The sequence below is a fragment of the Pyxidicoccus trucidator genome (assembly GCF_010894435.1).
GTDB lineage: Bacteria > Myxococcota > Myxococcia > Myxococcales > Myxococcaceae > Myxococcus > Myxococcus trucidator.
The window spans coordinates 179,083-201,671 of record NZ_JAAIXZ010000005.1; the positions used below are offsets into that span (position 1 = coordinate 179,083).

The 22,589-nt window shown below is 70.8% G+C and carries 18 protein-coding genes; 13 read left to right on the forward strand and 5 right to left on the reverse strand.

Going from position 1 to position 22,589, the window contains the following annotated elements; genetic code table 11:
* Positions 1 to 75: 75 nt before the first annotated feature.
* The 3 genes from G4D85_RS16635 to G4D85_RS16645 form a co-directional block, all read right to left on the reverse strand.
* Positions 76 to 3,141, reverse strand: coding sequence for a protein kinase domain-containing protein (locus G4D85_RS16635; protein ID WP_164013046.1), 3,066 nt, complete (start codon positions 3,139 to 3,141; stop codon positions 76 to 78).
* Positions 3,138 to 4,034: a transcriptional regulator gene (locus G4D85_RS16640; protein WP_164013048.1), complete on the reverse strand. Its 897-nt coding sequence runs from the start codon at positions 4,032 to 4,034 to the stop codon at positions 3,138 to 3,140. The genes G4D85_RS16635 and G4D85_RS16640 overlap by 4 nt, the downstream gene beginning before the upstream one ends.
* A gap of 139 nt (positions 4,035 to 4,173) precedes the next feature.
* Positions 4,174 to 5,100: a hypothetical protein gene (locus G4D85_RS16645; protein WP_164013050.1), complete on the reverse strand. Its 927-nt coding sequence runs from the start codon at positions 5,098 to 5,100 to the stop codon at positions 4,174 to 4,176.
* A 164-nt stretch (positions 5,101 to 5,264) separates the two neighbouring features.
* Between G4D85_RS16645 and G4D85_RS16650 the strand changes: the two genes are divergently transcribed.
* Complete coding sequence (locus G4D85_RS16650; protein ID WP_164013052.1) at positions 5,265 to 5,921, forward strand: DinB family protein; 657 nt, start codon at positions 5,265 to 5,267, stop codon at positions 5,919 to 5,921.
* Between the two features lie 72 nt (positions 5,922 to 5,993).
* Here the strand turns inward: G4D85_RS16650 and G4D85_RS16655 are convergent, their stop codons facing one another.
* On the reverse strand, positions 5,994 to 6,977 hold the full coding sequence (locus tag G4D85_RS16655; protein WP_164013054.1) for a hypothetical protein: 984 nt from the start codon (positions 6,975 to 6,977) through the stop codon (positions 5,994 to 5,996).
* Positions 6,978 to 7,212: 235 nt separating this feature from the next.
* Between G4D85_RS16655 and G4D85_RS16660 the strand changes: the two genes are divergently transcribed.
* The 8 genes from G4D85_RS16660 to G4D85_RS16695 all read left to right on the forward strand — a co-directional run bounded on the left by G4D85_RS16660 (position 7,213) and on the right by G4D85_RS16695 (position 16,839).
* On the forward strand, positions 7,213 to 9,681 hold the full coding sequence (locus tag G4D85_RS16660; RefSeq protein ID WP_164013056.1) for a WD40 repeat domain-containing protein: 2,469 nt from the start codon (positions 7,213 to 7,215) through the stop codon (positions 9,679 to 9,681).
* Between the two features lie 458 nt (positions 9,682 to 10,139).
* The gene (locus tag G4D85_RS16665) at positions 10,140 to 10,622 is read left to right on the forward strand and encodes an RICIN domain-containing protein (protein WP_164013058.1); all 483 of its coding nucleotides are present in this window, start codon (positions 10,140 to 10,142) and stop codon (positions 10,620 to 10,622) included.
* Between the two features lie 167 nt (positions 10,623 to 10,789).
* Positions 10,790 to 11,725 (forward strand): proline racemase family protein, encoded by a 936-nt coding sequence (locus G4D85_RS16670; protein WP_164013060.1) that lies wholly within the window; start codon positions 10,790 to 10,792, stop codon positions 11,723 to 11,725.
* Entirely contained in the window at positions 11,722 to 12,840 is a 1,119-nt protein-coding gene (locus tag G4D85_RS16675; RefSeq protein WP_164013062.1) for an NAD(P)/FAD-dependent oxidoreductase, read from the forward strand. Before G4D85_RS16670 ends, G4D85_RS16675 begins: the two co-directional genes overlap by 4 nt.
* Positions 12,833 to 13,093, forward strand: a complete 261-nt coding sequence (locus G4D85_RS16680; protein ID WP_164013064.1) for a (2Fe-2S)-binding protein — start codon at positions 12,833 to 12,835, stop codon at positions 13,091 to 13,093. Before G4D85_RS16675 ends, G4D85_RS16680 begins: the two co-directional genes overlap by 8 nt.
* Positions 13,086 to 14,363: an NAD(P)/FAD-dependent oxidoreductase gene (locus G4D85_RS16685; protein ID WP_164013066.1), complete on the forward strand. Its 1,278-nt coding sequence runs from the start codon at positions 13,086 to 13,088 to the stop codon at positions 14,361 to 14,363. The genes G4D85_RS16680 and G4D85_RS16685 overlap by 8 nt, the downstream gene beginning before the upstream one ends.
* Positions 14,360 to 15,250: a dihydrodipicolinate synthase family protein gene (locus G4D85_RS16690; protein WP_164013068.1), complete on the forward strand. Its 891-nt coding sequence runs from the start codon at positions 14,360 to 14,362 to the stop codon at positions 15,248 to 15,250. The genes G4D85_RS16685 and G4D85_RS16690 overlap by 4 nt, the downstream gene beginning before the upstream one ends.
* Positions 15,251 to 15,273: 23 nt before the next feature.
* Complete coding sequence (locus tag G4D85_RS16695; protein ID WP_240359322.1) at positions 15,274 to 16,839, forward strand: aldehyde dehydrogenase (NADP(+)); 1,566 nt, start codon at positions 15,274 to 15,276, stop codon at positions 16,837 to 16,839.
* Between the two features lie 50 nt (positions 16,840 to 16,889).
* Here G4D85_RS16695 and G4D85_RS16700 read toward each other — a convergent pair whose 3' ends face one another.
* Positions 16,890 to 19,124, reverse strand: coding sequence for a M9 family metallopeptidase (locus G4D85_RS16700; RefSeq protein WP_164013072.1), 2,235 nt, complete (start codon positions 19,122 to 19,124; stop codon positions 16,890 to 16,892).
* Positions 19,125 to 19,224: 100 nt separating this feature from the next.
* Between G4D85_RS16700 and G4D85_RS16705 the strand changes: the two genes are divergently transcribed.
* From G4D85_RS16705 to G4D85_RS16720, 4 genes are all read left to right on the forward strand, one after another.
* On the forward strand, positions 19,225 to 20,085 hold the full coding sequence (locus G4D85_RS16705) for an AraC family transcriptional regulator (RefSeq protein ID WP_240359323.1): 861 nt from the start codon (positions 19,225 to 19,227) through the stop codon (positions 20,083 to 20,085).
* Positions 20,078 to 20,599 carry a hypothetical protein gene (locus G4D85_RS16710; protein WP_164013074.1) on the forward strand — a complete coding sequence of 174 codons (522 nt, stop codon included), beginning with the start codon at positions 20,078 to 20,080 and terminating at the stop codon, positions 20,597 to 20,599. The genes G4D85_RS16705 and G4D85_RS16710 overlap by 8 nt, the downstream gene beginning before the upstream one ends.
* 89 nt (positions 20,600 to 20,688) lie before the next feature.
* The gene (locus tag G4D85_RS16715; RefSeq protein WP_164013076.1) at positions 20,689 to 21,342 is read left to right on the forward strand and encodes a response regulator; all 654 of its coding nucleotides are present in this window, start codon (positions 20,689 to 20,691) and stop codon (positions 21,340 to 21,342) included.
* A gap of 147 nt (positions 21,343 to 21,489) precedes the next feature.
* Positions 21,490 to 22,551 carry a DUF3466 family protein gene (locus G4D85_RS16720; RefSeq protein WP_164013078.1) on the forward strand — a complete coding sequence of 354 codons (1,062 nt, stop codon included), beginning with the start codon at positions 21,490 to 21,492 and terminating at the stop codon, positions 22,549 to 22,551.
* Positions 22,552 to 22,589: the final 38 nt, after the last annotated feature.

Genomic DNA, 22,589 nt, shown 5'->3' on the forward strand with positions numbered 1-22,589 from the left:
CGCCGCGCCGCGCCGCCACCCGGAGCGTGACGGCTACGGGCGGGTCGCCGGCCCCGCGGCGCATGAAGTCGACCGCTACCCGCGACAGTGCCCCAGCTCGGCCCGCGTCTCCGTCGTCTCCTGGGCATAGGCCTTGTGCCACACGGTCAGCTCCTCCCAGGCGCGCCGTGCCTCCTCGCAGGCCTCTTCCACCGCGCCCGTCAGCCGGAGCGCCCGCGCGAGCCGGCGACGCACCCTCGGGACGCGCGCGGAGACCACCTGCCGCGCCGTGAGCACCTCCAGCGCGGTCCGCAGCGGCGGCAGGGCCTCCGCGGGCTGGCCTCGCGCGAGCTGGACGTCCCCCAGCAGCAGCAGCGCCTCGATGCGCTCGGACGACGAAGGCCCCAGGTCCCGCTCGATGCTCGCGAGCGCCTGCTCCACATGACGCCGGGCCTCGTCCACCTGCCCCAGGAAGAGGAGGGCATCGGCCAGGGAGCGCAGCCCCGCGCCATCCATCTCGCCCTTGTCGGCCAGGGGCCGCTGGAGCGAGACGCCGCGCGCATGGAAGCCGCGTGCCTCGTCCGGACGTCCCAGCAGGCGCAGCAGCCTCCCCACTTCGTGCACGTCCAGGGCCACCTCCGGGTGTGAGGCGCCATAGACGCGCTCGCGATGCGCCAGGACGCGTCGGACGTGCTCCAGCTCCAGCAGACGCTCGCCCTGCTCTCCCAGGACGCCGAGCCGGTTCGACCTCATCACCATCAGCACCGGGCTGTCGGCGTCCACGCTCTTGCGCGCCAGCGCCCAGCCTCCCTCCGCGGCCTCCCGCGCCTGGGACCCATGCCCCCACTCGAAGTAGACGACGGCCAGGTTGGACAACGTCCGGGCCACCGACAGGTTCTCCTCGCCCAGCGTCTTGCGAAGGATTCCGAGCGCCCGCTGGAGGACGGCCTCGGCCCTCGCCAGCTCGCCCAGGAAGGCCAGCGTGCCCCCCAGATTCGCCAGGGCCCGTCCCGTGTCCCGGTGCGCCGGACCAAAGTGCTCCTCATGGAGCCGCAGCGCCTCCTCCTGCCAATGCTTCGCCTCCAACAGCCGCCCCTGTTGCCGGGCCAGCAGGCCCAGCCGACCGCTCAGCTCCGCGTGCGCGTGGGTCTGGCCCCGCGTGCTGGCGGTCTCCAGCGATGCACGCAGCAGCGGCTCCGCCTCCGAGAATCGGCCCTCCTGCTCCAGGAGCTCCGCCTGCACCTGGTCCAGCAGGGTGTCCAGCTCGGTGTCTCGCAGCGTCTCCGCCACGGCACGGGCGCGCTGGAGGAAGGGCCACGCCTCCTTGGGGCGCCCCAAGCCGTACCCATGCAGCCAGGCCTGGGAATTCAGCACCCGCGCGAGCACGCCCAGATGTCGCCCCGCTTCGGCTGCCAGCGAGCCCTGGGCCAGGGACGCGCGCGCGTCCTCGAGCGCTCCAGCGTCCTCCTGCAATCGCGAGCAGAGATGATGCGCCTCCGCCTCCAGGGGCCGGTGACGGGTGGCGAGCGCACGCTCCCGGGCGGGCAGCGCGATTCGCAGCGCCTCGGCGGTATGTCCCGCGAGCAGCTCCGCGTTCGCCCGCGCGAGCTCCGTGCGCACCGCGTCCACCTCCGCGCGCGCCGTCGGGTCTTCAGGAGGAGACACGGCCTCCTGCAACGTGCGCACGTCCGCGCATCGGCCGACGCCTCCGAGCGAGGCCCCCAGCCCGAAGCCCCGCTCCACCGTCCGCGTGTCCGCGCCCTGGAGCGCCACCGTCAGCCGCGACAGCTCTCCCAGGCGCTGGTCCAGGCACGTCATCCGAAGTCCCAGCGCCGCTTCCGACTGCTCGCCGAAGACGCGAGTCGCCTCGCACGCGGACTGATGCGCACGCGTCCAGTCCTGGGTCCACCGCTCCAGCGTGGAGGCCACGGCCTGGAACGAGGCCTCGGCCGCGGGGTCCTCCGTCTTCAGGAAGGCCTGACGTGTGGACTCACGCACGGACGCGTCCCAGATGCCCGCGAGGTGCCGCTCACTGCCCTGGCAGGTCTCGCTCGGCGTCTCCGATGAAGGCCCCAGCACGAGGAACCCCAGGCCCACCAGTCCTCCCGCGAGCACCGCCGTGGCGGCGCTGCGCTTCCAGCCCCCCACTTCCCGTGAGAGGCGGGCCCGCAGCACCTGCATGGACTCGAAGCGCCGCGACGGGTCCACGGAGAGGCCGCTCCGGACCACGGCCTTGAGCCACGAGGGCACACCGCTCTTCTCGGGGCGCACCTCCTGGCGCACCATGGACGACAGGAGCTCCTCGCGCGTGGCTCCCGCGAAGGGCCGCTGCCCGTTGAGCGCTTCGTAGAGCGCGACGCAGAAGGCGAACTGGTCCGAGCGGGCATCCCCCCGCTCTCCGCGAAGCTGCTCCGGCGCGCCATAGGCGGGGGTCCCCAGGAACGCCCCGGTGACGGTGAGCGGCGCTTCGCCGGAGACGAAGGCCATGTCCTCCCGAGGAGGCTCCAGCGCCACCGCCGCGTTGGCCAGGCCGAAGTCGGTGATGCGCACCTGCCCGTCGCGGGTCAGCAGGACGTTGTCGGGCTTGAAGTCGCGGTGGATGATGCCCAGCGCGTGGGTGGCCGCGAGCCCATCCGCCGCCTGGATGAAGCGCGCGAGGATTTCCCGGCGCGTGCGCGGCTTCTCCGCCAGCCACAGCCGGAGCGTGCCCCCCTCGACGAGCTCCATCACCAGGAAGAGCTGCCCCTGGAACTCCCCCACGTCGTGCAGTCGGGCGACATGGGGGTGCGACAGCCGGGCCATCGTGCGGGCCTCGCGCTCCAGTCGCTGACGCGCCTGGGCAAGAGAGCCCTCCCCGAGCCTCGCGAGGTTCAGCAGCTTGAGCGCCACCTTGCGGTCCAGCTCCGGGTCATAGGCGGCATGGACGCGCCCCATGCCGCCTTCGCCGAGCAGCCCGAGCACGATGTACCGCCCCACGCGTGCGCCGGAGACGAGCAGCCCCGTGTCGACCAGCGGTGGAGGCGCCTCCAGCCCGCCCAGCGCGGCGAGCACGCTCCGGCACTCCGGGCAGCCAGCGACATGCTGGCGCACGCTCGTCGTGCCCTCGGGGTCCAACACTCCGCTCGCATAACCCGAGAGCGTGTTCTCGTCCGGGCAGCTCACTCGCGCCCTGCCAGCAGGCCGGAGAGGCTCAGGTCCAGCCGTCCATGGATGGCGCGCATCAGGCTGTCCACTTCCGGCTCGGGCAGCGACAGGCGCTCGACGAGCGCGCGCCGCGTCCGCTTCTCCAGCAGCGCCTGCACCGCGGAGAGCCGGCGTGAGAGGGTGGACTTGTGCAGGCTGTAGAGGGCGCCCATGCGTTCCAGGGAGAGGCGCTCGACGAAGTGCAGTCGCAGCAGCTCCCGGTCCTCGTCGTCCAGCGAGGCCACCGCCCGGATGAAGGCCGCGCGCACATGCCCCCGGGCCTCCTCCCGGACGAAGCCCAGCTCCAGCCCTCCCGGTGCGGGGTGCGCGGCGAGCACCTCGGCCTCGACTTGCGACTCTTCTCCCAGCGCCTTGCGCATCCTCAGCGCGAGCCGCGTCGCGGAGATGCTCACCCAGTGCAGCAGCGGGCCCACGCCCGCGTAGCCGAGCAGCCGTGAGGGTGTTTCCGCGCGAGGCATCAGGAGGTTGGCCCGGAGCACCTGCAGCACCTCGTCCGCGAACACCGGCGAGGGATGGATGCGAGACAGGGGAACGCGCAGCTTGAGGAAGACCTCCTGCTCCAGGAGCGCACGGGCCGCCGGCAGCCCCTGTGCGCAGGAGAGCGCGAGCGCGAGGTCCCGGGCATGCAGGCGCCCCAGCGCGAGCATCGGGTCCTCCGCCCGCGAAAGCAGGGCCCCGAGGTGTCGCGCGAAGGCCCTCGGCTCGGGCGCGGCGTCGTGGAGGGCCGCGGCCTGGGAGACGGCGCGCTCCACGGCCTCCCTGGCTCCCTGAGCCTCACGGAGGCGGGCGGAGGACAGCTCGCCGGCCGACTGCAACACCCTCTCGAAGGACTCGGAGTCAGCCCCATGCATCCCAAGCACTCCTGACATCATGCCCACGGTACATCATGCCCACGATTCGACGGGGCCGGGGCCACGCCACCCAGCCGTAGCGGCGGAAGGCGCGTCGCTGCCCTCGTGTCAGCCGGGCAGCGAGGCCGTCCGCGTCGGCTCACTCCGCCTGGGGCTGGCGGATCTCGACGTGGTACGCGGGGTCGCCGTCGGCGGGGCCCAGGAACCGCGAGACGTCCGGGTGCGCCTGGATGGCCGCGATGAACGCCTCGCGCCTGTCGGCCGGAATCGAGCTGGGGGCGATGTCGACGACGTTGCTCCGGGCGGGGTCCGCGAGGTGCCGCGACACGTTGGAGGGCCCGACCGCGTTGATGGTGTCCACCATGGCCTGCTCCGTCTGCGCCCGCGTCATCCCCGCCGCCACCGAGGCCGAGTAGGTGTCGATGACCTGGTCCCCAAACCTTCCGTAGAGGGCCTTCTGCGCCGCGACGCCTTGGGACTGGAGGTTGTCGTACATGGCGCGCGCCTGGTCCGCGGGCGTCCGCGCCGTGCTGGTGATGCGCGCGGACGTCACTCCGGCGGTGGTCATGATGTCTCCCAGCACCTGCTGGGAGTGCGCGCTGACGGCAGCGGCGTCGGCGTTGGCGCCGAACGTCAGGTTGGTGGCCTCCGCGGGCCGCTCGGGCCTCGGCATGGGAATGGGCGCGGGCTTCTCGAAGGAAGCGAGCGGCCCCATGGGCGTGGCCTGGAGCAGGTTGTCGGTGAACTGGGGGGCCGTCAGCGTGGGAGTCGTCGCGACGGGCGCGGGGTTCAACATGTCCTTGGTGAACTGGGGCGCCGTCAGCGCGGGCATCCCGTTGGGCGCGGCCGCGGGGGTGAAGGAGCTGACGTCGAAGTTCACCTTCGCGGCAATCGCGGCCCTCTCCGCGGCGGCGGCGGCCTCGGTGGCCTTCCTCTCGGCCTCGGCGGCGGTCGCCCTCGCCGTCTCCGCGGCGCTCGCGGCGTCCGATGTGGCATTCGAAGACGTGTCGCTCGCGGACGACGACGAGGAGCTCCGACTTGAACCACCGACGGAATCGATACCCATGGAAGCCTCTGTGCTCTGCCAACGTGTGAAGTGGACTGACTGTGCCACGGCCCTCCGGTGGAACGCGAGGCCCAGGCCAGCACGTAGCGCCCGGTGGCCGCGCCCCGCTCGCCTGTCAGGGGGACATGTCATGAATCAGGTGAGCATCAGGATAGGAGCAGTCCATGGATACCTCCCAGCGCGCCGAGAGCCCGGCCCAAACCCACCCTTTCGTCCAGAAGCTCCGCATGCACCGGGAGTTCTTTCACCGCACCCTGGAGTGTTTCAGGGATGAGGACGCCAGCTTCCGAGTGGCGCCGGAGACCATGACCGCCGCGGGCCAGGTGCTGCACGCGGCGGCGGCCATCGAGTTCTTCCTCTCGGGCGTGTTCGGCGTGTTCGAGGGCTGGTCTGCGATGTCGCAACGCCAGCGGGGCTTCGTCGACATGTCCTGGACGCAGGGCACCAACACCGGCATCGAGGAACGGAGCACTGCTCCCGAGGTGCAGGAGGCTGGCCGCTCGCTCAAGAAGGCGGCGGAGTTGTTCGACCGGTCGATGGACTCCGCCAGCGCGATGTTCGGCGCGAGGACGATGGAAGAACTCGTGCAGGTGCCCCTGCCTCCCAATCCCATCTTCCCGCCGTGGTTCACGGCATCCCATGTCTTCGAGATCCTGATCGACCACACGGCACATCACCGGGGCGCGCTGGCGCAGTACGCGCGCGGCCTGGGGTTGGAGCCGAAGATTCCCTACTTTGAAATGGCCGAGGCGCTCCATGAGGCCATGCTCACGACCGGCCAGGAGTCAGGGGCTGGCGCCCCGGTGGCGGCCAGCAAGTAGCGCGGTCCGCTCACAGGGAGAACCGGGGGAGGCCACCTGCCACCTCCTCCCGGGTTGGGGCGTACGCCGTCACTATTTGGGGGCGTAGAACTCCGGCGGTCCCGCGAGCCTCACGGCGTTGCCCTGGGTCCGCTCCAGGAGCTCCTCCGCCAGCTTCGCCCAGTCCTCCGACGGGCCGATGGCCTCCAGGCTCCCCGGCTCGAAGCCCAGGAACTGCCCCTGCTCCACCGCCAGGAGCGTCGCCGCGGGGGTGAGCTGCTCTCCGCCCTCCGCAGTCTCCCCGAAGACGGCAAAGGTCCGCCAGTCCCGGCCCAGCGCGTTGTAGCGGAGCGGCGCGCAGCTGGTCTGCGCCACGAGCAGGGCGTCCTGCTCGCCCTCGCCCGAGCACACCTGGATGCTGTCGCCCAGGTCCACGTCCTCGAGGGGGCAGGGGAGCTGCACCGCGTACTCGCACTTGCCCATGGGCTTGGGCGAACCGTTCTTGCTCCAGAAGGCTTGCACGAAGGCCGCCGAGCCGTGCGGGTCATTCCACTCGAGTTGGTCCCACGGCCCCTCCAGGAACACCCAGGGTACGGCGGTCTGCTCGGCGAGCAGCGCCGCCAGTGGCTCCGGCTCGTTCGAGGAGGCGACGGGCTCCAGGCTGGACGCTACGTAGGCCAGGAAGCTCCACGACTCCTTGAAGGCGACGGTTCCCGCGCCCTCGAGCACGACGCCCCCGCCCGTCGAGCCACCGGGCCGTCCAAGGGTTCCGCCGGTGTTGTTGTTCCCCGACTCCTGCTGCGCCTTCATGCAGAGGATGGTGCAGGTGTTCACAGCTTCCTTTTCGGCCATCTCCTGGCTCACGTTGGAGCAGCCATCGACGGTGTCGAACCAGGTGCTGTTGGCCCACTTGCAGAAACAGGTGCGAGTCTCCTTGAACTTGCAATACTCCTCAAACCCTCTCGGCGGGTCCCGGTAGCCCAGATACCCATAGCCGATGACGCCCTTCGCGTGGGCGAAGACCGGCGTGCTCCAGGCGAAGCTGCCCAGGAACGCCAGGAGTACGAACGTCGACATTCTCGACTGAGACAAGAGCGGGTGCGGCTGCATGCAGGACCTCCGTGAGGGGATTGCCGCGGCAGCCTGCATGTCTCAGGGGTTATTCACAACGGGTGATGATTGACTTCTCCGTGAGTAAAGCCCCCCTTTGGAATGACATGGGGCCGTTGAGCAGCACTCGCGACCCGTCCATTGGACCCGGAAGAGGGTCGCCGCGAGAATGCGCCCCACGCCTCGCGGCGAAGGACCCTCCATGCCCCACGACCTCTCTTCCCTCATCGAGCTCTCCACCCTCGAAACCCTCGTGAGCACCCAAGGCGTGGACGCGCTGCTCGCCGCCCTGGACACGGCGCTCGCCCAGACGCCCGCCGACGCCCGCGTGCTCATGGAGGCCGGGCCCACCGTGGGCCCCAGGACGCTGCGCGTGCTGCGCAAGGCCGTCGCGCTCGACGCGGACTTCCTGCGCGCCCACCCCGAGGCCCTCTTCCAGTGCCTCTACAACCGGCTGCGCTGGTACGACGCGCCGGACGCCGCGCCGTACTTTGCCACGCAGGGCTCGGCGCCCTGGAGCGACCCGGAGGCGCACCTGTACCAGCTGGCGACCTGGTGGCGCCGGCAGCGCGAGGCCGCCGGTGGCGGCGCGCCCTGGGTGGAGTCGCTGCTGCCCCTGCGAGGCGCCCTGGAGGGCGTGGACGAACTCCTCTGGCACGACGCCCATGTGCTGTGCGCGGCCTTCGACCCGTCAGGTGCGCGGCTGGCCACCGGCTCGTGGTCCGACGGGGACAACGTGCGCGTCTGGGACGTGGCCACGGCACGGAGCCTCCAGGTGATGGCGGGCCACGAGGGTGAGGTGCGGGACGTTGCCTGGAGCCCGGACGGCAAGCGCCTGGCGTCGGGCTCCCGGGCCCATGACGCGCGCCTCTGGGATGTGGAGACGGGGGCGCAGCTGCATGCGTTCACCGGGCAGGAGGGCCAGGTGACGTCGGTGGCCTTCAGCCCCGACGGGAGGCTGCTGGCGGTGGCCAACCTGGGCTGGTGCGTCCACCTGTACGACGTGGCCTCGGGCCAGAAGGTCCGCACGCTCAAGGGACACCAGCAGTCGGTGCTGAGCGTGCACTTCCATCCCTCCGGCCGCTGGCTGGCCTCGGGCGCCTCGGACGACACGGTGCGCGTCTGGGACGTGGCCACGGGCGCGCAGGTGGCGCGGCTGGACTCCAAGATGTCCGTCCGCACGCTGGCCTTCAGTCCGGATGGCGAGTGGCTCGCGTGGGCGGACCTCGATGACGTCGCCCTGGTGGAGACGCGAGACTGGAAGCGGGTGAGGGGCCTGAAAGGCAACTCGCGCTACTCGCAGCTGCACTGGCTGGGAACGTCGCGCCTGGGCCTGCTGGGGTTCGACCGGCTGGAGGTGCTGGAGGTGAAGGAGGGCGCCTCGGTGTGGTCGCGCCCCTATACCTCGGACGGCCGCGAGCGCGGCGCGGCCTTCTCCCCGGACCTGAAGCACTTCGCGCTGACGGCGGCCGACGGCGGCGTGCTCCTGAGCGCGCTCGATGCGCCCGTGCCGCCGACCCTCCTGTCCGAGCAGCACCGCGTGAAACACCTGTGGGGCCAGCCGGAGGGCGGCGTCGCCATCGCGAAGCGGTTGGACGCGGCCGTCGCCATCGACGCCCGGGGCCAGGTGCGGGCGCTGCCCCCCGGCTCCGACGAGTCCGGGCTGCAGCCCTGGCGCTTCAGTCCGGACGGCACCCTGGCCGCGTACCCCGTCGTGCGCTTCCATGAGGAGCCACGACGCCGGGCCATCCAGCTGTTCGACGTGGGGCGCCTGTCGCCGGGGAAGGAGCTGTCCGCGCCGACGTTGGAGGGACGGGACGCGTCGAAGCGGATGACGATGGAGCCGCCCATGGCCTTCTCGCCGGATGGGCAGCTGGTAGCGGGAGTCCTCGAGGTGGGCGTGGTGCGCGTGTGGCGCGTCGCCGACGGGGGCCTGCTGCACACGCTGCGAGGGCCGCCGCAGCTCGTCACGATGGTGGAGTTCACGCCTGATGGGGTGCATGTCATCTCGGGCTACGGCGAGGCCTCCCGGCTCATGCTGCACGACGCGAGGACGGGCACGCTCGTGCTCGACACCCAGGCCTTGATGAAGCCCGCGCCGGCCTACGGGGCGGCGACGCTCGTGCCCCGTATCGCCGTGGGACGGGCCTCGGGGGAGCTCGAGCTCTTCGACCTGCCCGCGGGCTCCCGGCGCGTCCTCCAGGTCTCCAGGGAGCCGGTCATCGCCGCGCGGCTCTCCGGGGATGGGACGCGGGTGGCGGCCTGTGCGCTGGACGAGGTCGTGCGCCTGTACGACGCGGGCACGGGGCGGCTCCTTTACGAGGTGCCGCACGCGGCGCTGCCGTTCTCGGTGGCCATGGAGGGAGACCTGCTGGTCACCTGCTCCGATGACCAGACGACGCGCTTCTTCGACCTCGCCACGGGCGCGCCCCGCGCGGTGCTCCAGGGCAACGCGGAGCCCGAGGAGGTGATGCGCCGCGAGTACTGGGAGGCCCTGGGAGAGGGCCCCGTCGCCTTCCATCGCCGGAGGAGCCCCGCGCCCATGGCGCACTTCCAGGACACCCTGGAGGAGACCGTCATCCTGCGCGACGGGCTCGTCGTGGCCCGTGGACGCACCCTCCCGGACTTCCTTTACGTGCTGAAGCTCCACGACGCCCCGGGCGGGGCCTGAGGACCGGACAAGGAGCAGGGGCGGTGCCGGTTGGCACCGCTTCCACGGTTTCGAGTCGCCGTGGTGCGCCGGTGGTGTCGCGGAGGCTCAGTCGCCTGCTCGCTCTCGGTTCCGTGGAGCGCGAGAGGGGTAGGCGACCCGCCTGGCATGCCCCGGGTGGACAGGCGTGCTGCAGGCTCCTCCCTTTCCTGAGAGAGCAGATTTGCGCCTGGAGCGGAGACGCCGCGAAGAACCGAGGCTGGCGCGGCGAGTGCGGCAGCCGTGGATGGCAGTGCCCGTCCCTCTGTCTCTTGGCGGCGGCTGCCCATCGTTTCCACCTGAGGTGCAAGGGAAGACACACATGCCGGGGAAGTCCCGTGCCAGGCAGCCAGGAATAGCGCCAGCAAGATGTGCATGGCCACGGCGGCATGAGTTGCTCCCTCGAAACGCCCGGTGCTCATCCATCCATGGAGATAGTCATGAGACGTTCGATGCAGGCTCTGCTGTGGGCCGTTCCCTTGTGCTTCTTCGCGTCATTCGCGGCGGAGGCGCGTTCGCTCAAGACCGGAAACTCCCAATACTGCATCGGCGTCAATCACGCGAGTGAGGTTGCCGGCGCGAACATCAAACAATTCAGGTGTGATAACAGAGCAAATCAAGGGTGGTCCCAAGAGGACAAAGGGTCGGGTTATTTCAGGTTGAGGAATAACGCGTCCAGTCTGTGCATGGGAGTGAATGAGGCGAGCAAGAAACCCGGCGCGAACCTTAAGCAGTTCGAGTGCGACAATAATGCTAATCAGCAATGGAAGTTCGACAGGTGCCCTGACGGGAGTGGCCAGTGCCTGGTGAACAAGAAGAGTGGGCTCTGTGCCACCGCCGACCCCGTGGCGCACGATGTCCAGCTGGAACAAGAGGAATGTACCGGTGGGCCGGCTCAGGTCTGGCAAGACCTGGACAGATAGCCCGGCTCACCGAGCTCACCAGCCGCATCGTATCCGTCGTATGCTCCCACGACGGGGACCACGCCGCATTTGCGCGATTCCCTCGCCGCCGTGCGCGAAACCCTCAAGAAACCGCTCTCCAGGGGTCCTAGGGTAGCCTTCCGAGCGGCTCGGAGGGAGGGCCCCACATGCGGCGCATTCGTGTCATCGACAGCCATACCGGCGGCGAGCCCACTCGCGTCGTCACCGACGGGGGACCGGAGCTGGGAGCGGGCGACATGGCGACCCTGCGCGAGCGCTTCCGGGAGCGGTTCGACGCCTTTCGCAAGGCCATCGTCTGCGAGCCTCGCGGCTCGGACGTCATGGTGGGCGCGCTGCTGTGCCCTCCCACCCATCCCTCCAGCGTCGCGGGCGTCATCTTCTTCAACAACGTCGGCTACCTGGGCATGTGCGGCCACGGCACCATCGGCGTGGTGAAGACGCTGGAGTACCTGGGCCGCATCACGCCCGGAGTCCACGCGCTGGAGACTCCCGTGGGCGTGGTCCGGGCCACGCTGCACCCGGATGGGCGTGTGAGCATCGCCAACGTGCCCAGTCACCGGCTAGCCCACGACGTGGCCCTCTCCGTCCCCGGCCACGGCGAGGTGCGCGGAGACATCGCCTGGGGTGGCAACTGGTTCTTCCTCTCCCGGGCACACCACCTGCCCCTGGAGCCGCGACACATCCCCGCGCTCACCACGTACACGTCCGCCATCAAGCACGCGCTGGCGGTCCAGGGCCTCACCGGCACCGGCGGCGCGGAGGTGGACCATGTGGAGCTGTACGCGCCCTCGCCCACGCCCGGCGTGGATGCTCGCAACTTCGTCCTGTGCCCGGGGCTCGCCTATGACCGCTCGCCCTGCGGCACCGGAACGAGCGCCAAGCTCGCCTGTCTCGCCGCGGAGGGCGCGCTCGCTGAAGGCGCGACGTGGGTGCAGGAGAGCATCATCGGCAGCCGCTTCGAGGCGCGCTACGTGCGCGACGGAGACCACATCCTGCCCACCATCACCGGCACGGCGTCGGTGAACGCGGAGGCCACGCTGCTCGTCGACGACTCGGACCCCTTCGCCTGGGGCATCGGATGAGCGCCGTCGACTGCGTCATCGTCGGCGGTGGCATTGTCGGCGCGGCGCTCGCGGACGTGCTGTGCGCGGAGGGGATGTCCGTGGCGCTGGTGGAGGCCCGCTCCATTGGCGCGGGGACCACCGCCTGCGGCATGGGCCACCTGGTGGCCATGGACGACAACGCGCCGGAGCTCGCGCTCACGGCCTGGTCCGTGGCGCTCTGGCGCGAGCTGCGGGACGAGCTGCCGATGGCCGTCGAGTACGACGCGTGCGGAACGCTCTGGCTCGCCACGGACGAGGAGGAGCTGGCCGCCATCGCCGCGAAGGTCGCGAGCTACCGTGGCGCGGGCGTGCGCGCCGAGGTGCTGGACGCCGCCGCGCTCCGTGAGGCGGAGCCCGCGCTCACTCCCAACCTCGTCGGCGCGCTGCGGGTTCCGGACGATGCCGTGGTGTACCCGCCGCTCGCCGCGCTCCACTTCGCGCGCCGCGCTCAGCAGCGTGGCGCCCGGCTCATGCCCGGCTGCCCCGTGGCCGCCCTGCGCCCCGACGGCGTGGTGCTGGAGAACGGCGAGGTCCTGGCCGCGGGACACGTCGTGCTCGCGGCGGGCGTGGCCAGCCCCCGGCTCTGCCCGGACCTGCCCATCTCCCCTCGCAAGGGACACCTGCTCATCACCCGGCGGGGTGCGCCGGTGGTGCGCCACCAGCTCGTGGAGCTGGGCTATCTCAAGAGCGCGCATGGCTCGGACGGCGCGTCGGTCGCCTTCAACGCCCAGCCGCGAGTCACCGGGCAGCTCCTGCTGGGCTCCTCGCGCCAGCCGGGCGTGGGGAGCGGCCAGGTCGAGCCCGCCATCCTGGAGCGCATGCTGAAGCGCGCCGCCGACTTCCTGCCGGGGCTGGATGCGCTGCAAGCCCTGCGCGTCTGGACGGGGCTGCGCCCGGCCACTCCGGATGGCCTGCCGCTGCTCGGTCCCCATCCCCGGAAGCCCTGGCTGTGGCTCGCCTGCGGACACGAGGGGCTCGGCATCACCACCGCCACCGGCAGCGCGCGGCTGGTGGCGGACCAACTGCTCGGCCGCGCCAGCGCCATCGACGCCCGGCCCTATGCGCCCTCGCGCTTCGAGGCCCTCCATGCCTGAGCCCCGGGTGAAGGCCATCACCCTGCGCATCAACGGGCGCGCCTTCACGGTACCCGCGGGCACCTCGGTGGCGGCGGCGCTCGCCCTGGCCGGAGATTTCATCAGCCGGAGCGACCTGGCGGGGCGCCCGCGCGGGCCGTCCTGCGGCATGGGCGTCTGCTTCGAGTGCCGCGCCACCGTGGACGGTGTGCCCGAAGTGCTGACGTGCCTCACGCCCTGCCGAGAGGACCTGGAGGTGGTCACCGATGCGTGAGGCGTGCGACCTCGTCGTCATCGGCGCGGGGCCGGGCGGGCTCGCGGCCGCGTGCCGGGCGGCCGAGGCGGGACTGGACGTGCTCGTCCTGGACGCGCAGCCGGAGCCCGGTGGGCAGGTCTGGCGCGGCGAGGCACGGAAGGGCACGAACCGGCTCGCCCGCCGCTGGCTGTCGCGCTTCGCGGCCTCCGGCGCGCGCTTCCGCCCCGGAGCGCGCGTCGTCGCCGCCCCCGAGCCGGGGCTGCTCCTCGTCGAGGAGGGAGCGTCCTCGCTCGCGGTGCGCTATGACAGGCTGGTGCTCGCCACGGGCGCGCGGGAGCGCTTCCTGCCCTTCCCCGGCTGGACGTTGCCGGGAGTGCTGGGCGTCAGCGGCCTGCAGGTGCTCGTCAAGGACGGCCTTCCCATCCGCGACCGGCGCGTGGTGCTGGCCGGCACCGGCCCCCTGTTGCTCGCCGCCGCCGCGACGATTCATGCCCACGGAGGCGAAGTCCTGCTCATCGCCGAGCAGGCCCCCGCCGCGCGTCACTGGGGCTTCGCCCTCCAGCTCTGGCGCTACCCGGACAAGCTGCTCCAGGGCGCGGTGCTGTCGGCGGGGCTCGCGGGCGTGCGCACGGCCACGGAGTCCTGGGTCCTGGAGGCTCGCGGCGAGCGCCGGCTCGAAAGCGTCCGGATGTCCGTGGGCGGCCGCGAAGAGGAGCTCGCGTGTGACTACCTGGGCGCGGCCTGGGGGCTCGTGCCCAACCTGGAGCTGGCGCGGCTGCTGGGCTGCGAGGTGTCGCGTGGCGCGGTAGTCGTGGACGACCGGATGGAGACACGCGTGCCGCGCGTGCACGCCGTGGGCGAGGTGCTCGGCATCGGCGGGGTGGACCAGGCCCTCGTCACCGGAGAAATGGCCGGCCTCGCCGCGTCCGAGCAACCCGTCCCGGACGCGCTGGTGAGCGCCTGGCGGCGCGTGCGCGTCTTCGCTGAAGCGCTGGCCCGGCACGATGCCCCGCGCCCCGAGCTGAGCCGGCTCGCCACGCCACAGACGCTGCTGTGTCGCTGCGAGGACGTGCCGCTCTCCGCGCTGGAGGGCTGCCAGAATTTGCGCGAGGCCCGGCTGTACGCGCGGCTGGGCATGGGCGCCTGCCAGGGCCGCACCTGCGGCGCCGCGGCGGAGGCCCTCTTCGGCTGGTCCGCCGAGGACGTGCGCCCGCCCTGTCTGCCCGCGCGCATCGGCAGCCTCCGCCTTCCTCCTGAACCCCCACCCACCCCGAAGAGAGCGTCATGAGCCCCTGGACTGGTGTCCTTCCCGCCATCACCACCCCCTTCAACGCGGACCTGTCCGTCGACCATGGCGCGGTGCGCGCACACGTGCGCTGGCTCGTGTCGCGGGGCTGTACCGGCATCATCCCCTGCGGCTCGCTGGGCGAGGGCGCGACGCTGAGCTTCGAAGAGAAGGTCGCGCTGATGCGCACCTGCACGGAGGCGGTGACGGCCCCCGTCGTCCCGGGCATCGCCGCCCTCTCCACCGTGGAGGCCGTGCGGCTGGCGAAGGCCGCCGAGGACGCGGGCTGCGCGGGGCTGATGGTGCTGCCGCCGTATGTCTATTCCAGCGACTGGCGCGAGATGAAGGCCCACGTGGCGGCCGTCCTCCGCGCCACGAAGCTGCCGTGCCTGCTCTACAACAACCCCGTGGCCTACCGGACGGACTTCACCCCGGCGCACCTGGCCGAGCTGGCCGCCGAGTTCGACAACGCCTCCGCCGTGAAGGAGTCCTCCACCGATGCCCGGCGCGTCACCGGCATCCGCGCCCTGCTCGGAGACAGGCTCACCCTGGGCGTGGGCGTGGATGACTGCCTGGTCGAGGGCGTGGAGGCGGGCGCGCGCTTCTGGGTCGCGGGGCTGGTGAATGCCTTCCCGGACGAATCGGTTCGCCTGTTCGAGCTGGCCATGGCCGGAAAGAAGGACGCCGCCTTCGCGCTGTACCGCTGGTTCCTGCCGCTGCTGCGGCTGGACACCGTGACGAAGTTCGTCCAGCTCATCAAGCTGGTGCAGCAGGAAGTGGGCTGGGGACACGAGCGCGTCCGCGGCCCCCGGCTGGAGCTGGCCGGCGCCGAGCGCGAGGAGTGCCTGCGCGTGCTGCGAGAGGCGCTGGCGAACCGGCCGAACCTGTAAGCGAGGACCCGCGCATGGAATGGATGGGATTGTCCTTGATTGGCGCCGGGCGAGGTGAGCCCGGCGGTACGCCCTTCACCGGATGGAATCCGGACGCGGGCCTGGCCCTGGAGCCCCGCTATCACTCGGCGCACCCTCGCGAGGTGGAGCGGGCCTGTCAGCTCGCGGAGGAGGCCGCGCCCGTCTTCGCGGCCCTCCCTTCGCGCCAGCGCGCCGTCTTCCTGGAGCACATCGCCGAGTCGCTCCTGGCGGCCGAGGCCGACTTCCTGGCCGTCACGCCCCGGGAGACGGGCCTGCCTCCCGCACGCATCCAGGGAGAGCTGGGCCGCGCCGCCGGACAGCTCCGTCAGTTCGCCCGCCTCCTCGAGGAGGGAAGCTGGGTGGACGCGCGCATCGACCACGCGCTGCCCGAGCGGCGCCCCGCGCCCCGGCCGGACCTGCGCTCCATGCTGCGCGCGGTGGGGCCAGTGGCGGTGTTCGGTGCGAGCAACTTCCCGCTAGCCTTCTCCGTCGCGGGCGGCGACACCGCGTCCGCGCTGGCGGCGGGCTGTCCCGTCGTCGTCAAGGCGCACCCCGCCCACCCGGCCACGTCCGAGCGCGCGGGCGAGGCGGTGCGCGCGGCGGTGGCCGCGTGCGGCCTGCCGGAGGGCGTGTTCTCGCTCCTGTTCGACGCCGGCACGCAGGTGGGCCGCGTCCTGGTGCAACACCCGGCCATCCGCGCCGTGGGCTTCACCGGCTCGCGCGCCGGGGGCAGGGCGCTGATGGACCTGGCCGCCGCGCGGCCCGTCCCCATCCCCGTCTTCGCGGAGATGGGCTCCATCAACCCCGTCTTCCTCCTGCCCGAGGCGCTGGCCGCGCGGCCCGAGGCGCTGGCGGACGCGCTGGCCGCCTCCATCCTCCAGGGGGCGGGCCAGTTCTGCACCTCGCCCGGGCTGCTCGTGGCCGCCGATGGCACGGGCTACGAGGCCTTCCGGGCCCGCCTCGTGGAGCGGCTGGGCCCCGCCTCCGCGGTGCCCATGCTGACGCCCGGCATCGCCGAGCGCTTCCGCGAGGGCGTGGACCGGCTCGCCGCGCGCGAGGACACCCGCACGTGGCTCCGTGGCGAGTGCCGCGAGGCCCGGGGCGCGCCCGCGTTGTTCGAGGTGGACGCGGTCGCGGTACTGACGGACGCGGCGTTGACGGACGAGGTGTTCGGGAGCTGCGCGGTGCTGGCCCGCGCCCGGGAGCAACGGGAGCTCGCGCGCGTGGCCTCGCGCCTGGAGGGCCAGCTCACCGCGACGTTGATGGTGGAGGCCGGGGACCACGCGCTGGCGTCGGAGTTGCTCCCCGTCCTCGCGGACCGGGTGGGCCGCGTGCTGGTGAACGGCGTACCCACGGGGGTGGAGGTATGTCCCTCCATGGTGCACGGCGGCCCGTACCCCGCGAGCGCGGATGGCCGCTTCACCGCCGTGGGCACCGGGGCCCTGCGCCGCTTCGTCCGGCCGGTGTGCTTCCAGGACGTTCCCGAGGCGCTGCTGCCCGTGGAGCTGCGCGAGGCCAACCCGCTGGGCCTGTGGCGCACGGTGGACGGCGTTCTGAATCGGGAATGAGCATCCCGGGTGGCGCGGTGGCCCCCGGGATGCCCCGCTCCTGCCCTGGGTCAGGGCCCCGTGTCGAAGCGGGCCTCCAGCCTCACGCCCGCGTAGGGGGCGCGGGCCTTGACTATCAGGTAGTGCCAGGTGCCGGTCGCCGGGTTGGAGATGACCGCCGTCTCGTCGTTGCCGGGCAGATAGGGCCGGGCGTCATACGCCGTCAGGGTCGGCCACTGGTTGGCGCGGGTGTACAGGTCCGCGTTGCCCGTGCCCCCGCTCATCTGGACGCGCAGGTTGCGCGCGCCGGAGGGCACCCAGAGGTAGAAGTACAGCTCGTAGGTGGAGGCCAGGGTGTCCCGGTAGCAGCCGTTGCCCAGGATCCGGACGTCGGGGTCCGTGCAGGGCGGCGTGCTCGGGCCAGGGCCGGGACCGGGATTGACACAGGTGGTCGGGTCGGTCGCGGTGGCCACGCAGTCAATCCACTGGTGGAACTCCCCGTCGCGCGTGGTGCCAATCCCGTCCAGGTACTGGCGGTAGGCCGTATAGTTGCCCGCGCGGAAGTGGCCGAGCATGGTGCCCACCTGGTCCGCGTGGCGCTCGAACATGAAGCGCACGGCCAGGTAACCCCAGGAGTACACGCGGTCCGTGCCGCTGTTGTAGTCGTTGCGGAACACCTGGCTGAGCTGGAAGCTCTTGCTCGTGCCGAGCGACACGGCCTGGGTGTTGTCGTCCTTCTTGGAGACGTACTCGGCCAGGCCTTCAATCCACCAGATGGTGGGCTGGCTGATGCTGGCGCCGAAGTCGCCCTTCAGGTCGAAGCGGCCGTCCAGGTAGTGGACATACTCGTGCTCCAGGTTCCAGACCTTGAACGTGGGGCGCAGCCACTCCGCCTCGTAGGCGATGAACCGGGCCTGGTTGCCCGCGGCGGCGGGGTCTCCCTCCAGGTACATGCCCCCGTTGTTGGTGTCGATGCCGAACAGCGCCCCGGCATAGGTCTGGTAGTCCAGGCTGCTGTCGAAGATGACCATCTCCAGGGCCGTGTTGCCGTCGCCGGCCACCGGCACGCGGTTCGTCTTCAGCGTGTCGTGGAAGTCCGTCTCCTGCGTAGCGAGCTGGCCGCAGCTCTGGCTCAGCTGCGGGGCCGTCATGTCCTGGGCGCGCATGCGCAGGGTGGCGCCGCAGGAGTAGGACACCGTGAGCACGGCCTGCTCCAGCGCGCGCCGGAAGTCGCAGATGCCGTAGTACGCGCAGTTGGCGCCGTCGTAGTAGTCCGCCATCTCCGCCGCGCCCACCCAGACGCCCGCGCCCGGTCCCGTCATGGAGTGGCCGACGATGAGTGCCTTCACCCGGGGCCGTGTCTTGTCCAGCAGCGCGCCCGTGTATTGCAGGAAGCGGGACAGCTCGCGTGCGGCGTTGACGGTGAGGTACTGGTTGTCGGTTCCCAGCAGGTGCTCGTTCCGGCTCACGAAGCTGCTCAGCGTGTCGACGATGGACGTGTCCTGGTTCACCGCCGCCACGAAGTCCGCGTTGTAGTGGCCGCGAAACAGGCCGACGAACACGTTGTTGGTGGCGCTGCGCATGTACCAATAGGACAGCGCCGTGTTGTTGAAACGGTCGAGGAGTCCCTTGAAGGTGCCCAGGTGAAGGGCGTTCTCGCCCGCGCTGTCGATGAGGGTGACGAACTCGCGCAGCACGCTGCCATGACTGTCATTGACATCGGTGAAGTGGCTGTTGGCCACGAAGGCGGCCAGGGCAGGGCGGATGGCATTCTTCAGGGCCGTGCCGTAGCTGCCCACGACGTCCGGGTTGTAGAACTGCACGTAGTAGCCGGCTCGAAGGAAGAGGATGAGTTGAAGTGTCCCGCCGGTGTTGCTTCCCGTGTAGGCTCGCGCGTCCGTGGTGAGCGCGTTGGCGAGGGTGACCATCTTGCTCTCGACGAACACCTGGGCCGCGAGGGTGCCCGTGACACTGAACAGCGTGTTGACACATTCCAGCGTGGAGCCCTTCACCAGGGTGACGAGCGCGCTGCCACTGGCGGAAGCAAATGCCGCCGTGTCACAGGCGGCGAGCTGCGCCCTCGCGGGGGCATGCGGCACGAGGGATTCCCGCAGCCGCTCCGGGGAGACATCCGGCGGGCGCTCGTCGGTGCGGATTCGCTGGTGGGGGTGGTCGATTCCATGTGTCCTCAGGGCCTCGGCGGGAGCGGGGCCGCCGGGGCGGGCGGATGCGCCGGCTCCGAACAGGGTGAGACAGACTGCGAGGGCGATATGACAGCGATACCCGTTCGTGAATGGGGGGCTCATGGCTTCGTGCTCCTCGACTGGGACGCGTGGGGTTTCACGCGGTAATCAAGGTAGTCGTGAGTAAATCTGTGATTCTTGTGTCTTTCCCTTGCGAGGGCGTATGGAAACCACCAAAGCACGCGCGGACCTGGAGCACTGGCGAGCGGACTTCATGGGGCAGGTGGCGAATCCGTTCTTCGCGGAGGCGTTGTTCGACCGGGTGCCGGACATCGTCTTCTCGGTGAAGGACACCCGGGGACGGTACGTGTGCATCAGCGAGGCCTGCGCGGAGCGCTGCGGCCTGGACAGCAAGGCGGCGGCGGTGGGCCGCACGGCGCATGACCTGTTTCCCCGTCACATGGCGGACCGCTACGTGCGGCAGGACCAGCGGGTGTTCCGGACGGGGCGCGCCCTGGTCGACAACCTGGACCTGACGCTCTTCAACAACCGGAAGCCGGGCTGGTGCCTGACGAGCAAGGTGCCCCTGTTCGACGCCGCGGGGAAGGTGATGGGACTCGCCTGCCTGTCCAGGGACGTGCACGAGCCCGGACGGGCCGGGCGCGTGGACGAGCGCTTCGCGGCGACCATCGACCACATCCAGGCGCACTACGGGGAGCGGCTGCGCATCGACGCGCTGGCACGTCGGTCTGGGATGTCCGCCGCGCAATTCGAGCGAAGGATGCGGCGCATCTTCCAGCTCTCCGCCGGGCAGTTCATCATGAAGACGCGCATCGACGCGGCGGCGGAGCGGCTGGTGGACTCGGAGCAATCCATCGCCGCCATCGCCCTGGCGGTGGGGTTCTGCGACCAGAGCGCGCTGTCACGCCAGTTCAAGCAGGTGACGGGCCTGAGCCCGCGCCAGTACCGGCAGCTCGTGGCCACCCCCGGAGGCCCCCAGGGAGCGCGTCATGTCGAGCCCACCCATGACCTCGTCGAGAGACACCGTGCCACGCGGTCAACAAGGGAAGGCCATCATGGGTAACAATCTTCGGGATGAAGTCATCAGGCTCCTTTCGCCCCACATGCTCATCACCAGCCCTGACGGCGCCGCTCTTGAGCTCCGAACGAAGAACCCCGGAAGCCAGGACAGCTTTTCGGACCTCACCGGCACGAAGCAGAACATCAGCTTCATGGCGCTCTCCGAGGGCAAGCGGGCGGGAATCGTCATGTATGGCGATGCCTCATTTTCCATCGACGCGTACGAGGGGGGACGCTTTCCAAGCTTCGCGCACTTCGTGGCCACGGTGATTGTCCATGAAACCCGTAGAGCCCAGACCCTCCGCGGCGTCGAGCTGGAGCTGTTCGTGCCCGAGAAGGGATGGAAGACGCTCTTTGGACACTTCGCCAAGGGAGTGACTGGGCGCAACATCTTTTCAGGCCGGAAGCGCCTGGGAGACCCGAGCCAGGCCTGCAGAATCATGGCAACCGGCAATGAGCAGCTGTATGCGATGGATTGTAGCGGCACCTACGCCACCCTCCTCTTGCAGACGTCGTAGGAGTTCGAGCCGACGCCGGCCTGGCACACAGCTCGGACGACCCCGTCAGGTGCCGATGGCCCGGGACGAGAATCCCATGGAGGAGAATCATGCGAGTGGTGCTGACGGATGACCACCAACTGGTGAGAGCGGGCCTGCGGGCCCTGCTCGACACGTTCGGCGACATCGAGGTGCTGGCCGAGTGCGGTGATGGGCAGGCGGCCCTTGCGCTGACGGACCGCCTGCAGCCGGACGTCCTCCTGCTGGACATCTCGCTGCCGGGGCTCAACGGCATCGAGGTCGCGCGCCGGGTGCCGAAGGTCAGCCCCTCCACCCGCGTGCTCGTGCTCTCCATGCACACCGCGGCGGAGTATGTGGCCCAGGCGCTGCGCGCGGGAGTGGCCGGCTACCTGGTCAAGGACGCGGCCGTGGCGGAGCTCAAGGTGGCGCTGGAGGCGGTGCGCCAGGGCCGCACGTACCTGAGCCCCGCCGTCTCGCAGAGCGTGGTGGAGGGCTTCCTGCGTGTCACCGAGGAGGCGCCGGCCGCGCGCCCCCTCGACCTCCTCACGCCCCGCCAGCGCGAGGTCCTTCAGCTCATCGCGGAGGGGCATGCCACCCGCGCCATCGCCGAGCGGCTCCGCGTGAGCGTGAAGACGGTGGAGGCCCACCGGGCACAGCTGATGGAGCGCCTCGACATCCGCGACGTGCCGGCCCTCGTCCGCCTCGCTGTCTGGCACGGGCTGGTGCCGGGCGAACCCTCCTGAGCCCGGGCGCGTGTAGGGGATTCCTTAGGCCCTTCTAGGGGGCGCCCTGATGGCTCGCGCACTCCACGTGAAGCTACAACAGTTACCCGGCTCACGGCTTTTTCGGGGAGTCGGGCAGCTCGCGCACCATTCATCAGGAGGAGCACCATGCGGAATGCTTCAAGGTTGGGAACCCTCGCCCTGTCCCTGCTGGCCCTGGGCGGCGTGGCGAATGCAGCCCCGCCGCAGTACACAATCATCGACCTGGGCACCGTCCAGTCGTCCGATATCGCCTCGCAGGCCTTTCGCATCTCCCCGGGCGGCGTCGTCACCGGGCGCTCACTCGGCACCAGCCAGAACCGGACCTATCGCTGGACCCAGGCCACCGGGCTCGTCGGCCTGCCGAACCTCACCTCCCCGTCTCGAATCTACAGCGCGGGCAACGGGGCCAATGATGCCGGCGCCGTGGTTGGCACCGGGACGACGACCGCGTCCGGCGTGAACCCGTTGCCGCTGCTCTGGCAGGGCGGAGCCGTCTCGCAGCTGCCGCTCCCGCCCGGACAGTCGGCCGGGCGCGCGAACGACGTGAACAGCTCCATGGTGGCGGTCGGCTCGGCGGGAGGCGGAACCTCGGAGCGCGCAGTGCTGTACTCGGGCGGCGCCAGCAAGCTCATCACCCAGACCACGCCGACCGGGTGCTACCTGGTCTCGGCCTTTGGCATCAACAACGCCGGCCTGGTTGTGGGAATCGGAGTCGACCCCAACAACAGCGCGCGCAACGTGGGCATCGTCTACAACTCGGTGACCAACACCGCGACCGATGTGGGCGGCCTGCCGGGACGCAACGGCGCCATCGCCTACGATGTGAGCGAGAACGGCCGCGTGGTGGGTGTGAGCATGAACAACCAGGGCTCTGGGGTGCCCTTCATCTGGGACAGCGCGAATGGGATGCGGGCGATTCCCCTCCCCGCGGGCACGTCGCAGGGCTCCGCGCGTGGCGTGAACTCGGCGGGCTGGGTCGTGGGCAACGCCTCCAGCGCGTCGTCGGTCCCCTTCCTCTTCGACGGTGTCACCACCTATCGGTTGGGTGACCTCCTGCCGGCCGGCTCCGGCTGGAACCTCCTGACGGGCACCTCGAATTCGGCCTTCGGCATCAGCGAAACCGGCGTCATCGTCGGCACCGGCGTGCACAACGGCGCGACCCATGCCTACGCGATGATTCCCAAGTAGAAGAAGAGGCAGGCCCGCGCCTCTCGCCCAGAGCGCGG